The organism is Variovorax sp. OV329, from assembly GCF_900114785.1.
GTDB lineage: Bacteria > Pseudomonadota > Gammaproteobacteria > Burkholderiales > Burkholderiaceae_C > Variovorax.
The window spans coordinates 26,130-38,857 of sequence record NZ_FOUG01000024.1 but is presented as its reverse complement, the minus strand read 5'-3'; the positions used below and the strand labels follow the sequence as shown (position 1 = coordinate 38,857).

At 69.4% G+C, this 12,728-nt stretch carries 12 protein-coding genes; 7 read left to right on the top strand and 5 right to left on the bottom strand.

Features of this window, described 5'->3' with window-relative positions; all coding sequences use genetic code 11:
- Positions 1-3: 3 nt before the first annotated feature.
- Positions 4-417, bottom strand: coding sequence for an FKBP-type peptidyl-prolyl cis-trans isomerase (locus tag BM345_RS26965; RefSeq protein WP_093386180.1), 414 nt, complete (start codon positions 415-417; stop codon positions 4-6).
- 44 nt (positions 418-461) lie between these two features.
- On the opposite strand from BM345_RS26965, the gene BM345_RS26960 reads away from it, so the two are divergent.
- The 3 genes from BM345_RS26960 to BM345_RS26950 all read left to right on the top strand — a co-directional run bounded on the left by BM345_RS26960 (position 462) and on the right by BM345_RS26950 (position 3,386).
- Positions 462-1,856: an ethanolamine ammonia-lyase subunit EutB gene (locus tag BM345_RS26960; protein ID WP_093386177.1), complete on the top strand. Its 1,395-nt coding sequence runs from the start codon at positions 462-464 to the stop codon at positions 1,854-1,856.
- A gap of 124 nt (positions 1,857-1,980) precedes the next feature.
- Positions 1,981-2,799 (top strand): ethanolamine ammonia-lyase subunit EutC, encoded by an 819-nt coding sequence (gene eutC / locus BM345_RS26955; protein WP_093386175.1) that lies wholly within the window; start codon positions 1,981-1,983, stop codon positions 2,797-2,799.
- On the top strand, positions 2,796-3,386 hold the full coding sequence (locus BM345_RS26950; protein ID WP_093386172.1) for a peroxidase-related enzyme: 591 nt from the start codon (positions 2,796-2,798) through the stop codon (positions 3,384-3,386). Before eutC ends, BM345_RS26950 begins: the two co-directional genes overlap by 4 nt.
- Here BM345_RS26950 and BM345_RS26945 read toward each other — a convergent pair.
- The 3 genes from BM345_RS26945 to BM345_RS26935 are packed head-to-tail and all read right to left on the bottom strand — an operon-like array spanning position 3,383 to position 6,501.
- Positions 3,383-3,937 (bottom strand): phosphatase PAP2 family protein, encoded by a 555-nt coding sequence (locus tag BM345_RS26945; RefSeq protein WP_093386170.1) that lies wholly within the window; start codon positions 3,935-3,937, stop codon positions 3,383-3,385. The genes BM345_RS26950 and BM345_RS26945 overlap by 4 nt on opposite strands.
- 20 nt (positions 3,938-3,957) lie before the next feature.
- Positions 3,958-5,769: a phosphoethanolamine transferase gene (locus BM345_RS26940; protein ID WP_093386167.1), complete on the bottom strand. Its 1,812-nt coding sequence runs from the start codon at positions 5,767-5,769 to the stop codon at positions 3,958-3,960.
- A gap of 12 nt (positions 5,770-5,781) precedes the next feature.
- Complete coding sequence (locus BM345_RS26935) at positions 5,782-6,501, bottom strand: phosphatase PAP2 family protein (RefSeq protein ID WP_093386165.1); 720 nt, start codon at positions 6,499-6,501, stop codon at positions 5,782-5,784.
- A gap of 86 nt (positions 6,502-6,587) precedes the next feature.
- Here BM345_RS26935 and BM345_RS26930 point away from each other — a divergent pair, with 86 nt between their 5' ends.
- On the top strand, positions 6,588-7,259 hold the full coding sequence (locus BM345_RS26930; protein WP_093386163.1) for a response regulator transcription factor: 672 nt from the start codon (positions 6,588-6,590) through the stop codon (positions 7,257-7,259).
- Complete coding sequence (locus tag BM345_RS26925; RefSeq protein WP_093386161.1) at positions 7,249-8,655, top strand: sensor histidine kinase; 1,407 nt, start codon at positions 7,249-7,251, stop codon at positions 8,653-8,655. The genes BM345_RS26930 and BM345_RS26925 overlap by 11 nt, the downstream gene beginning before the upstream one ends.
- A gap of 17 nt (positions 8,656-8,672) precedes the next feature.
- On the opposite strand, the gene BM345_RS26920 is transcribed toward BM345_RS26925, so the two are convergent.
- Positions 8,673-9,248, bottom strand: coding sequence for a phosphatase PAP2 family protein (locus BM345_RS26920; RefSeq protein ID WP_093386158.1), 576 nt, complete (start codon positions 9,246-9,248; stop codon positions 8,673-8,675).
- A 223-nt stretch (positions 9,249-9,471) separates the two neighbouring features.
- Here BM345_RS26920 and BM345_RS26915 point away from each other — a divergent pair, with 223 nt between their 5' ends.
- Together BM345_RS26915 and BM345_RS26910 are read left to right on the top strand one after the other, a co-directional pair.
- Positions 9,472-11,172 carry an electron transfer flavoprotein-ubiquinone oxidoreductase gene (locus BM345_RS26915; protein WP_093386156.1) on the top strand — a complete coding sequence of 567 codons (1,701 nt, stop codon included), beginning with the start codon at positions 9,472-9,474 and terminating at the stop codon, positions 11,170-11,172.
- A 27-nt stretch (positions 11,173-11,199) separates the two neighbouring features.
- A complete protein-coding gene (locus tag BM345_RS26910) occupies positions 11,200-12,543 on the top strand; it encodes a TAXI family TRAP transporter solute-binding subunit (protein WP_093386153.1) in 1,344 nt (447 codons plus the stop codon).
- Positions 12,544-12,728: the final 185 nt, after the last annotated feature.

Genomic DNA, 12,728 nt, shown 5'->3' with positions numbered 1-12,728 from the left:
AGATCAGCGGCCCTTGATGGCCAGCAGCTCGACCTCGAACACCAGCGTGGCGTTGGGCGGCACGGCAGGCGGCGCCCCGGCCGCGCCGTAGGCGATGGCCGCCGGGCAGGTGAGCTTGGCCTTGCCGCCCACCTTCATCTTCTGCACGCCCTCGGTCCAGCAGGGAATGACGCGGCGCAGCGGAAACTCGGCCGGCTCGCCGCGCGAGTAGGAGCTGTCGAACTCCTTGCCGCTGTCGGGGAAGGTGCCGCGGTAGTGCACCCGCACCGTGTCGTTGGCCGTCGGCGACGGACCCGTGCCTTCCTTGGTCGTCTGGAAGATCAGGCCGCTCGACGTCTTCTCCGGGGCGCTGCCCTGGGCCCAGGCGGCGAAGGGCAATGCACCGGCAATGACAGTGGCAATCAGTAGGGATCTCACAACAGGTCCTTTGGCGTTGGTGGGAAGCAGTTCATTATTGTCCGATGCGCTATCGCACCCGAATCGGCACGGAGAGCTTCTCCTTCGACGACCTGCGCCAGGTCATGGCCATGGCCAGCCCGCCGCGTTCCGGCGACGAGCTGGCCGGCGTGGCCGCCGCCAGCGCGCAGCAGCGCATGGCGGCGCGCCACGTGCTGGCCGACGTGCCGCTCTCGCAGTTCCTCGACGAGGCGCTGGTGCCCTACGAGAGCGACAACATCACGCGTCTGATCATCGACACCCACGACGCGGCCGCCTTCGCGCCGGTCGCGCACCTCACGGTGGGTGGCCTGCGCGACTGGCTGCTGTCCGAGGCGGCCGATTCCGAGACCCTGGCCGCACTGGCGCCGGGCCTCACGCCCGAGATGTCGGCGGCAGTCTCCAAGCTCATGCGCAACCAGGACCTGATCGCGGTGGCCCGCAAGTGCCGCGTGGTCAGCCGCTTCCGCAACACGCTGGGGCTGCCGGGCCGCATCGCGGTGCGGCTGCAGCCCAACCATCCCACCGACGACCTGCGCGGCATCGCCGCCTCGATGCTCGACGGCCTGCTGATGGGCGCGGGCGACGCAGTCATCGGCGTGAACCCCGTCACCGACAGCATCCACGCGCTGGGCCGGCTCACGCGCATGATGGACGAGGTCATCCAGCGCTTTGCCATTCCCACCCAATCCTGCGTGCTCACCCACGTGACCAACACCCTGCAGCTCATCGAGCAGGGCGTGCCGGTGGACCTGGTGTTCCAGTCCATCGGCGGTACCGAGGCCACCAACCGCTCCTTCGGCATCACGCCCGAGCTGCTGCACGAGGCGCACGACGCCGCGCAGTCGCTCTCGCGCGGCACGGTGGGCCGCAACCTCATGTACTTCGAGACGGGCCAGGGCAGCGCCCTGTCGGCCAACGCCAACTTCGGCGTGGACCAGCAGACCTGCGAAGCGCGCGCCTACGGCCTGGCGCGCCGCTACCAGCCGCTGCTGGTGAACACGGTGGTGGGCTTCATCGGGCCCGAGTACCTCTACGACGGCAAGCAGATCATCCGCGCCGGGCTGGAGGACCACTTCTGCGCCAAGCTGCTGGGCCTGCCCATGGGCTGCGACATCTGCTACACCAACCATGCCGAGGCGGACCAGGACGACATGGACAACCTGCTGGTGCTGCTGGGCAGCGCGGGCCTCAACTTCCTCATGGGCGTGCCGGGCGCCGACGACGTGATGCTGAACTACCAGAGCACCTCCTTCCACGACGCCCTCTTCCTGCGCCGCACCCTGGGCCTGAAGCGCGCGCCCGAGTTCGAGGACTGGCTGCAGCGCATGCAGATCACCGACGCGGGCGGCCACCTGCTCGAAGCCGGCGCCACGCCGCGCCTGGCCGGCATGGACGCCCTGGCGGCCCTGAGCGCATGAGCGCAGCCGGACCGACCCAAGCAAGCTGGCACCGCAGTGCGCAGCACGAAGGTGCGCGAATGAACACAGCGCCGGGCCGCACCGCGCAAGCTCTCACTGCGCTGCGAAGCACGAAGGTACGCCAATGAGCCAGCCGCCCAGCACGACCGACACGCCCGATGCCTGGGAACACTGGCGTCGCAGCACGCCGGCGCGCATCGGCCTCGGCCGCGTGGGCGACGCCGCGCCCACCGCCGAACTGCTGCGCTTCGGCTGGGCGCACGCCAGCGCGCGCGATGCCATCCACGCCCAGCCCGACCTCGACGCGCTGGAGGGCGCCTTGCAGGCCCAGGGCTGGGACACGCTGCGCGTGAAGAGCCAGGCAAGCGACCGCATCACCTACCTGCGACGGCCCGACCTGGGGCGCCTGCTCGACGAAGCGGATGCGCAGCGGCTGCAGCCGGTGCCCGGCGGCTGCGAGGTGTGCATCGTGGTGGGCGACGGGCTCTCGGCCCTGGCGGTCGAGCGCCATGCCGCGCCCCTGCTGGCTGCGCTCAAGCCCCTGCTGCCATCGGATTGGCGCTACGGCCCGCTGGTCCTCGCCAGCCAGGCCCGCGTCGCGCTGGCCGACGACATCGGCGAGCGCCTGGGTGCCCGCCTTTCGGTCATGCTCATCGGCGAACGGCCGGGCCTCAGCTCGCCCGACAGCCTGGGCCTGTACCTCACCTTCGGCCCGCGGCGCGGACGCACGGATGCGGAACGCAACTGCATCTCCAACGTGCGCAACGAAGGCCTGGTGCCGGCGGCCGCGGCGGCCAGGCTGGCCTGGCTGATGCGCGAGTCGCTGCGCCGCGCGCTCAGCGGCGTGGCGCTCAAGGACGAGAGCGAGAACGACACCCTGGAGGCCGCCCCTGCGGCGGCCCTCCTGCCCGCATCCAAGACGAATCAGGAGACAAGCCCATGACCCCCGTCAGCAGCCGCTACCCCATGGCCGAACTGGCCCACCTGCCCGAGGACATCCGCGACAAGATCCTGGAGGTGCAGGAAAAAGCCGGCTTCGTGCCCAACGTCTTCCTCGCACTGGCTCGGCGGCCGGCCGAGTGGCGCGCCTTCTTCGCGTACCACGACGCGCTCATGCTCAAGGAAGAAGGCTCGCTCACCAAGGGCGATCGCGAGATGATCGTCACCGTCACCAGCGCCGCCAACCAGTGCCTGTACTGCGTGGTGGCGCACGGCGCGCTGCTGCGCATCTACGAGAAGAAGCCGATGGTGGCCGACCAGGTGGCGGTGAACTGGCGCAAGGCCGACATCTCGATGCGGCAGAAGGCCATGCTCGAGTTCGCCATGAAGGTGTGCGAGCGTTCGCACGAGATCGACAACGCCGACTTCCCGCCCTTGCATGCCCACGGCTTCTCGGACGAGGACATCTGGGACATCGCGGCCATCACCGCCTTCTTCGGCCTGTCCAACCGCATGGCCAGCTTCAGCGGCATGCAGCCCAACGACGAGTTCTACCTGATGGGGCGCCTGCCGCGCGAGAAGAAGGCCTAGGGCAGCGCGCGCCGGGCGCGGCGCGCCGGCGGGCGGCGGCGATCGGAAACGCGCAGCACCATCAGCGCCACCAGGCTGCCGAGCGCCGCGCCGGTCAGCACGTCGGTCGGGAAGTGCAGCCCCAGGTACACACGGCTCCAGGCGATGGCCGCGGCCGCAGACACGAAGAGTGCTGCCCAGCGGTCGCGGCGCTCGAACAGCAGCACCATCGCCACCGCGAACGCGCCACTGGCATGCAGGCTGGGAAAACCGCCACGAGCGTTGTGCACCACCCACTGGATGCCCAGTTCCAGCGCCGCCGGCCGGGGCAGCGGCCATTGCTCACGCACCAAGCGAACCACCAGCCAGGTGATGCAAAGGCTCAGCAGCGCCATCCACAGCGTGCGCCGGCGCTCCGGCTGCACCAGTGCCAGCAGGGCCAGCGCCAGCAGCAGGCAGGCGGGCAGGAAGTCGGAGACGAAGGTGGCGGCGTGGATGCGCCACATCGGCGTGCCGGCACCCGCGTTGACGAGTCCGAACATCCACGCATCGAAGTGGAACAGGCGGTTCATGAAACAGCGCGATGCGCGTGCTAGCCGAGGGCTCGCGTCACCTTCGGTGAAGGCTTGCCGGCCAGCGCATCGCCCCGGCACTCGCCCAGTGCATCCAGGCCGGGCTTGTAGGTGGGCGACTGCACGTCCATCGTGCCCAGCACGGTGTGATAGAGGTTGTCGTGGGTCAGCGGCTTGTCCAGCTCGCCCTCCAGGCAGTTGCGCGAGAGCTTCTCACGCTCGCGCATGCCGTCGCTGAACCACATCACCCACGGCACGTGCTTCTGCACCTCGGGCGCCACGCCGTAGGGCATGCCGTGCAGGAACAGGCCGAACTCGCCCAGCGACTCGCCGTGGTCGCTCAGGTAGAGCATGGCGGTGTCGTAACGGTCCGAGCGGGCCTTGAGCCAGTCGATGGTCTTGCCCAGGAAGTCGTCGGTGTAGGCGATGGAGTTGTCGAAGGCGTTGAGCAGTTCGTCGTGGCTGCAGTCCGACAGCACGTTCACCTTGCACTCCGGCATGAAGCGCTTGGTGCTGCGTGAGGAGCGTTGGTAATAGGCCGGGCCATGGCTGCCCATCTGGTGCATCAGCAGCACCACGCCGCGGGCGCGGCGCTCGGCCGGCAGTGCCTCGATGCGGGCATCCAGGCCGCGCAGCATCACTTCGTCCAGGCACTCGTCGCCACCGGGGCACAGGGCTGTCTTGGTCACGGAATCGAGGTCGGCGAAGGCCGAGGCATGGGGAACGCGGTCGCACACGCCCTTGCAGCCGCCAGGCTGGTTGTCCAGCCAGAACACGGCCAGGCCTGCGGCCTGCAGCACGTCGGCGAGGTTCTCGTAGTCGTCGCTTGCCGACTCGTAGCCGGCCTTGCCCAGCGGCGAGAACATGCAGGGCACCGAGGCCAGCGTGCTGGTGCCGCAGGAGTGCACGTTCTTCCAGCTCAGCACCTTGCGTGCGGCCAGCTGGGGCGTGGTGTCGCGCTCGTAGCCGTTGAGCGCGAAGTGGTCGGCACGCGCGGTCTCGCCCACCACCACCACGAACAGCGGCGGCTTCGCCTGGTCCGCATAGCTTGCCCCCAGTGCGGCGCCGCCGGACACCGGGATCAGCTTGCGCTGGTGCTTGAAGATGACGCGCTTTCCGGTCATCACCGCCGAGTAGACGGGCGCCAGCGGGTTGGTCATGTAGCGCAGCTTGGTGTGGTTGCGCATGAGCGGTGCGAGTTCGCGGTTCATGGCCAGCGCGGCGCCCAGAGCCACTGCCGCCACGGCCAGCAGCAGCACCGCGTTGCGCCAGACCTGTGACAGGAGGCGCTCGCGCCGCAGGCGCGCATGCCAGATCACCACCATCGGCAGCGCGGAAACCAGCAGCACGTTGAACAGCAGCCGCCAATTGAGCAGGTCGCGCACCTCGCTCATGTCGGTCTGCGTGGCGTTGGCCATCATGGTCGGATCCATCACCACGCCATAGGTGGCCATGTAGTGCTGCGACACGGCGGCCACCAGCACCACGGCCATCCACAGCGGCTTCATCCAGCGCGACCACGCGCTCAGCGACAGCATCGCGATGCTCCCGCAGGCCACCAGCAGGGCCATGAGCGCCACGTGCGGCAGGTAGTCGGCGGCCTGGCCGTTGCCGATGTGCATCAGCTCTCCCCACAGCGGCCAGTTGCAGGCCAGCGTGAGATACAGGCCGAGCCAGACGACCAGGGTGCGTGCCGAACGCGGTCGTGCGAGCCAGTCGCGCACGGCTTGCCAGCGGCTGCCGGCCAGTTGCGTCGCAACCTGCGCGAGGGAGGAGGCGCCCGTGTCGGGCGTGCCGGAGAGGGCCAGCGGCCAGGAGAGATTGCGCGCCATGGGCGTGAAGGACTAGAGAAGCGTTCTTGAGGAATGGGCCGCGGCCAATGCCGCGGCATGGCCGGCACGCGCACGCCACCACTGGCAAGCGCCATCGATGAGCAGTCCGGTGGTCCAGCACAGCCAGCCGGTCCACAGGGTGTGGCTCATGTAGTGGGCGCCGCGCGCTTGCTGCACGAGGCCCAGCGCCAGCCCGCCCGCGAGCGCGCCGGCCAGCCACCAGCGGCCCACCTTGGGCAGCCGCCGCGCGAGCACGAAGTAGCCACCGAGGAATGCGAAGGCCGCCGATGCGTGCCCGGCCGGGAAGCAGCGCCCCGGCCCGCCATCGCCCTGCCCCCACGACCAGTGCGACACGTAGTGCGCGACGCCGCCGAAGGCGTCCAGGTCCCAGGGGCAGCTGGTGCGGCTGCCGTGCTTGATGAGAGTGATCACCAGCACGCCGGCCACGATACTCAGCGCCAGTTGCGCGCGCTCGAATCTGTCCAGCGCGCGCAAGAAGCCCACGGGCCGGGCGACGCTGATGAACAAGGCGATGACCAGCACCCAGCTGAACGTCTTCGCGCCCTCGTGCATCACCTGCACCAGGAAGGCGTTGTCGCGCAGCGCGAAGCCCGCGGGGGTCGCGAAGAGTCTGGCAGCTGGAAGATCGAAGCCGCTTGCGTCCCATGCGAGCAGGAGCAAGAAGGCAATGGCAGTCCAGCCCAGCGCGCGGCTGAAAGGCATTCTGAGCATGGGACGCAAGCGTAGGGAATCAGCCTGAACGCACCCTGAAGCTGGCGCTCTTCCATAATCACCCCGCCCACTCAAGGAGTCCCCTGTTGCGCATCCTGCTGGTCGAAGACGACGAGGCACTTGCCAGTGCCGTCTGCAGCTATCTCGAATCGAAGGCCTTCGTGGTCGACGTGGCGCCCGGCCTGAGCGATGCGCGCGCCGCGCTGCTGGGCCCGCAGTACGCCGCGGTGCTGCTGGACCTGCACCTGGGCGACGGCGAGGGCCTGTCGCTGCTGCCCAGCATCCGGGCGCTGGCCGACCGGCCGATCGTCATCGTGGTCACTGCGCGCGACCAGGTCACCGACCGCATCCGCGGCCTGGATGCCGGCGCCGACGACTACATCATCAAGCCCTACGACCCGGGCGAACTGCTGGCACGGCTGCGCGCGGTGGAGCGCCGGCGCAGCGCCAGCAACACGCCGGTGCTGCAGCTGGGCAGCCTGGAGATCGACCTGGCACGCGACATGGTGCGCAAGGACGGCAGGCAGGTGCCGCTCACGCAGAAGGAATGGGCGCTGCTGCGCGTGATGGCTTCGCGGCCCGAGCGCATCCACACCCGCGACCTGCTGCAGGATGCGCTGTACGGCTGGGACGAGGAAGCCGACAGCAACACGCTGGAGGTGTTCATCAGCCGCCTGCGCCGCAAGCTCGGGCGCGGCCACATCGTCACGCTGCGCGGCCTGGGCTACCGCCTCTCGCCCTCGGACGATGAAGACTGAGGCCGCCGACGGCGTGGCACAGGCCACGCGCGAACACAAGGGCACGCGTGATCGCAGCGGCGCACGCAAGCGCGAGTCGCTCGCCGGTCACCTGACGCGCACGCTGATCATCTGGGTGGGCGGCGTGTGGCTGCTCAGCGTAATGGGCGTGGTGTGGTACGTAAGCAGCGAGATCAACCACAACTTCGACAACGAGCTGGCCGAGATCTCGCACCGCCTGTTCGACTTCGCCGCGCGCGACCTCGACCGCGGGATCCAGGCCCGCCCCGGCGTGGAGCCCCTGGTGGCCTCCGACCCGCTGTTCAGCGAAGACGTGGTGATGTTCGTGGTGAAGAACGGCGAAGGCCGCGTGCTCATGCACACCGCCGCCATCGACGGCAAGGCCTTCGACGTGCCGCTTCGCCCCGGGTTCAAGAACTCGGGCCCCTGGCGCATCTACACCGTGCAGCACCCGACGCGGCCGCTGTACCTGCAGGTGGCCGACCCGCTGGACGAGCGTCGCGAAGCCGTCAACAGCACGCTGCTGGGCCTGATCATCCCGCTGGCCGCGGGGCTGCCCCTGCTGGCCCTGGTGCTGCGCAACATCGCGCGCAAGGAACTGCGCGCGCTGCAGTGGCTGGCCGAACAGATCGCGCAGCGCGGGGGCTCCGACCTGCGCCCCGTCGCACTGCCCGAACTGCCGCAGGAGCTGCAGTCCGTGGGGGACGACGTCAACCGCCTGCTGGGGCGGCTGTCACAGGCGCTGGACGTGGAGCGCGCACTGGCGGCCAACGCGGCGCACGAGATGCGCACGCCCCTGGCCTCGGCCCGCCTGCGGCTGCAGACGGCGCTGGACCATGGCCTGCGCCGCGAGGACGTGGAGGGGGCATTGAGCGCCCTGCGCACGCTGAGCCACCGCACCGAAAAGCTGCTGCAGCTCTCGCGCGCCGAATCGGGCGCCTCGCTCTCGCGCCAGCCAGTGGACCTGGTCCGGCTTGCCGCCCTGGTCGCGCAGGAATTCTGGCGCGAGGACGAGGCCCGGGCCCGCCTGGACCTGCGCGTGCCGCCCGTCGAGGTGCCGCCCGCACTGGGTGACGTGGACGCGCTGGCCATCGCGCTGCGCAACCTGGTGGAGAACGCGCTGCACTACGGCAACGGCAAGCCGGTGGTGCTGGAGGTGCTGCCGCCCTGCACCCTGGCCGTGCGTGACTTCGGTCCCGGGGTGAGCGCGGAGAAGCTGCAGACGCTGCACCAGCGCCACGTGCGCCACAGCGCCGAGCGCGCGGGCTATGGCCTCGGCCTGTCCATCGTGCACACCATCGTCGACAAGCACGACGGGCAGCTCGAGCTGTACTCGCCGCCGCCAGGCGCCGACAGCGGGCTGGAGGCACGCATCGTCCTGCAACCGGCCAGCTGAGGCCGCCCGAGGCCGCGCTAGCCTCGCGTGCCGCGGCCTCGCGCGGCCCGGAGGCGGCGAAGCGAGTGGACCCGGCCCGCGAGCACGGCGCGGTTCGCTGCGCCCACCACGCCCACCGCGACCAGGCTGCCCAGCAGCGCACCCACCACGATGTCCAGCGGAAAGTGCAGCCCCAGCACGACGCGGCTGGCCGAGATGAGCGCGGCTGCCAGGAGGTAGGCCCAGGCCAGCGGGCCGCCGCGCGACATCAGCATCACGACCGCCACGCCGAAGCTGCCGGCCGCGTGCATGCTCGGAAAGCCCGGCCGCGCACCCTGCGGCAGCCATTGCATGCCCAGGTTCAGGGCGTCGGGGCGAGGCATCGGCAGCCAGGTGCGGAACACCCGCACCATGAGCCACGTGATGGCCAGGCAGCACACGGCCAGCCACAGCGTGCGGCGCCAGGCCGGCAGGGCCAGCGCCAGCAGTGCAGGCAGCACCATCAGGGCCTTGGGCAGCCAGTCGCCGATCCAGGTGAAGAGCCGGATGGACCAGAGCGGCCAGGCCGAGTCCGCGTTGAGCAGGAGATAGAAGTAGACGTCTGCCGATTGCACCAGGGAGTTCTTTCGAGGGTCCGTAGAGGAGAGAAGCAAGGCGCGCGCAGCACGATGCCCGTAGAAAGGCAGGCTATCGCATTTGCGACAGCATCCCGCGGCGCGCCCCGTGGCACGCCACCGCCGCCCCCTCTATGGGTAGGGGCCGCCCCCATCGGGGGGCAATAGAATTGTGGGCTGTGCGCCGGCGCACGTCCGAGATAACCACACTGAGCCAGACCCCATGACACAAGAAGAGATCCTTGCCCAATTCGGCCCGCGCGAAGCGATGGAATACGACGTGGTTGTCGTCGGCGGGGGCCCCGGCGGCCTCGCGACCGCCATCCGCCTCAAGCAGCAGGCCGCGCACCATGGCAAGGAAATCTCCGTGGTGGTGCTCGAGAAGGGCTCGGAGCCCGGCGCGCACATCCTGTCGGGCGCCATCATGGACCCGATCGCCCTCAACGAGCTGCTGCCCGACTGGCGCGAGCAGGGCGCGCCGCTGAACCAGCCCGTGACCGAAGACGCCTTCCTGATGCTGTCCGAGACCGGCGGCACGCGCGTTCCGAACTTCATGCTGCCCCACAACTTCCACAACGAGGGCAACTACATCGTCAGCCTGGGCAACGTGGTCAAGTGGCTGGCCCAGCAGGCCGAGGGCCTGGGCGTGGAGATCTTCCCCGGCTTCGCCGCCGCCGAAGTGCTCTACGACGAGAAGGGCGCCGTCAAGGGCGTGGCCACCGGCAACATGGGCATCGGCAAGGACGGCGAGCCCACCGAGAACTTCCAGCTCGGCATGGAGCTGCACGGCAAGTACACCATCTTCGCCGAGGGCGCCCGCGGCCACCTGGGCCGCCAGCTGATCGACAAGTTCAAGCTGGCCGACGGCAAGGACCCGCAAAGCTACGGCATCGGCATCAAGGAGCTGTGGGAGATCGACCCCGCGCGCCACCAGCCCGGCCTGGCGGTGCACACCTCCGGCTGGCCCCTGCCCTCGGACACCTACGGCGGTTCCTTCCTCTATCACGCGGAAGACAACAAGGTCGTGGTCGGCTTCGTGGTGGGCCTGGACTACCAGAACCCGCACCTGAGCCCCTTCGAGGAGTTCCAGCGCTTCAAGACGCACCCCAACATCCGCTGGTACTTCGAGGGCCAGGACAAGGGCCTGAAGCCCGCCAAGCGCCTGAGCTACGGCGCGCGCGCCATCACGGCCGGCGGCCTGCTCTCGCTGCCCAAGACGGTGTTCCCGGGCGGCGCCCTGGTGGGCTGCGACGCCGGCTACCTCAATGCCAGCCGCATCAAGGGCAGCCATGCCGCCATCAAGACCGGCATGATGGCCGCCGATGCCGCCTACGACGCCGTCATGGCCGGCCGCTCGCACGACGAGCTCGCCGCCTACCCCGAGGCCTTCGAGAAGAGCTGGCTGCGCACGGAGCTGCACAAGGCGCGCAACTTCAAGCAGTGGTTCAAGAAGGGCCTGACGGTAGGCACGCTCATGACCGGCATCGAGCAGTTCCTGCTGCGCGGCCACGTGCCGTGGACCATCCACCGCGCCGAGCCCGACAACGTGCGCCTCAAGCCTGCAGCCGAATCGAAGAAGATTGCCTATCCCAAGCCGGACGGCAAGCTCACCTTCGACCGCCTCTCCTCGGTGTTCATCAGCAACACCAACCACGAAGAGAACCAGCCGGCCCACCTGACGCTGAAGGACCCGACGGTTCCCACGCGCATCAACCTGCCGCAGTACGCCGGCCCCGAGCAGCGCTACTGCCCGGCCGGCGTGTACGAGTTCGTGCCCGACGAAGCCAACGCCGGCAAGGAACGCCTGCAGATCAACGCGCAGAACTGCGTGCACTGCAAGACCTGCGACATCAAGGACCCGACGCAGAACATCGTGTGGGTCACGCCCGAGGGCGGCGGCGGCCCCAACTACGTGGGCATGTAAGCCCGGCGCAGGGCCCGTTCCCGCCCGATGACGCTGCCCGAGCTGCACCTGCCCACCGGCCGGCGCCTGGCATGGTGGGCCTTGCTCATCGTCGTGCTGGCGGGCCTGCTGTGGCTTGCGGTGCGCTATGTCAGCCCGGCGCCGCCGCGCACCCTGGTCATGAGCACCGGCGCCACCGACGGCGCCTACCACCGCTTCGGCCTGCGCTACCAGGAGATCCTGCGCGCCAGCGGCATCCGGCTGGAGCTGCTGCCTTCCAGCGGCGGCATGGAGAACATCGAGCGGCTCAATGCCGGCACCGCGTCGGTCGGCTTCGTGCAGGGCGGCACGGGCATCCTGGCCACCGACCCGGAAGCCACGCCCGATTCCACCCCGCTGCGCGCGCTGGCCACGGTGGCCTTCGAGCCGGTCTGGATCTTCACCCACACCCTGGACGTGTCCAGGGGTCTGGGCGCGCTGGCGGGCAAGCGCATCGCCGTCGGCGTGCCGGGCAGCGGCAACGAGCGCGTGGCCCAGCAACTGCTCTCCAGCTTCAACGTGCGCGCGGACAAGGACGGCACCCAGTTCGTCAGGGAAGGCGGCACGGCCGCGGCCAAGCTGCTGCTGGAGCACCAGGTGGACGCGGTGATCATGATCGCGGCCTCGCAGGCACCGGCGGTGCAGCAGCTGCTCAACGATGGGCGCCTGCGCCTGGCCTCGCTGGACCAGGTCGAGGGCCTGGCGCAGCGCCATCCCTACTTCCAGTCGATCGTGCTGCGCCGCGGCGCGGTGGACCCGGCGCGCAACCTGCCACCGGCCGACGTGCACCTGCTGGCCACCACCGCCAACCTGGTGGTGCGCGACGAGCTTCACCCCGCCCTGGCCTACCTGCTGCTGGAAGCGGCCAAGCAGGTGCATTCGCAGCCCACCCTGATCCGCCGCCCGGGTGAGTTCCCCAGCCCGAGCGACACCGACTACCCGCTGTCGGAACAGGCCGAGCGCTTCTTCAAGCACGGCCAGCCCTTCCTGCAGAACTACCTGCCCTTCTGGGTGGCGATCTACGTCCAGCGGCTGCTGCTGTGGCTGGTGCCGCTGGCGGCCATCCTGGTGCCTCTGATGCGCGTACTGCCGGCCCTGCTGAACTGGCGCCGCCAGAGCCGGCTGTACCGCCGCTACGGCGAACTGAAGTACCTGGAACTGGATCTGGCCTCGCGGCAAATGGGCGCGGACGAACTGGTCCGCGCTCACCAGCAGCTGGACCGCATCGAGAACGAGATCGTCAGGACCAAGTTCCCGCTGGAGATCTCCGACCGCGTCTACACGCTGCGCCAGCACGTGGACTACGTGCGCGCCCAGCTCGACCGGCAGGTCCAGCCCGGCCGCCGGCCCTGATTCGTCCCGGAATCCGTGACCGCCGCCGTGCGCGGTGCGCACTCGGTGTGGTGAACGCGCCCCGGCACCCCGTTGCTCTTCCCCAAATGAGTGCTTTTTTCTCGTTTTCTCCGGGTTGATCCTGCGGCGGACACGCCTTAGTTGTAACTAAATTGTTAACAATGTCATCACTTTGTTTTCAATTG

What these genes read in the sequence shown, in the direction of transcription:
- BM345_RS26940 (WP_093386167.1), bottom strand. Translation starts at nt 5,769, where the DNA reads ATGGCGCGCAATCTCTCCTGGCCGCTGGCCCTCTCCGGCACGCCCGAC.
- eutC (WP_093386175.1), top strand. Translation starts at nt 1,981, where the DNA reads ATGAGCCAGCCGCCCAGCACGACCGACACGCCCGATGCCTGGGAACAC.
- BM345_RS26960 (WP_093386177.1), top strand. Translation starts at nt 462, where the DNA reads ATGCGCTATCGCACCCGAATCGGCACGGAGAGCTTCTCCTTCGACGAC.
- BM345_RS26915 (WP_093386156.1), top strand. Translation starts at nt 9,472, where the DNA reads ATGACACAAGAAGAGATCCTTGCCCAATTCGGCCCGCGCGAAGCGATG.
- BM345_RS26950 (WP_093386172.1), top strand. Translation starts at nt 2,796, where the DNA reads ATGACCCCCGTCAGCAGCCGCTACCCCATGGCCGAACTGGCCCACCTG.
- BM345_RS26945 (WP_093386170.1), bottom strand. Translation starts at nt 3,937, where the DNA reads ATGAACCGCCTGTTCCACTTCGATGCGTGGATGTTCGGACTCGTCAAC.
- BM345_RS26935 (WP_093386165.1), bottom strand. Translation starts at nt 6,501, where the DNA reads ATGCTCAGAATGCCTTTCAGCCGCGCGCTGGGCTGGACTGCCATTGCC.
- BM345_RS26925 (WP_093386161.1), top strand. Translation starts at nt 7,249, where the DNA reads ATGAAGACTGAGGCCGCCGACGGCGTGGCACAGGCCACGCGCGAACAC.
- BM345_RS26910 (WP_093386153.1), top strand. Translation starts at nt 11,200, where the DNA reads ATGACGCTGCCCGAGCTGCACCTGCCCACCGGCCGGCGCCTGGCATGG.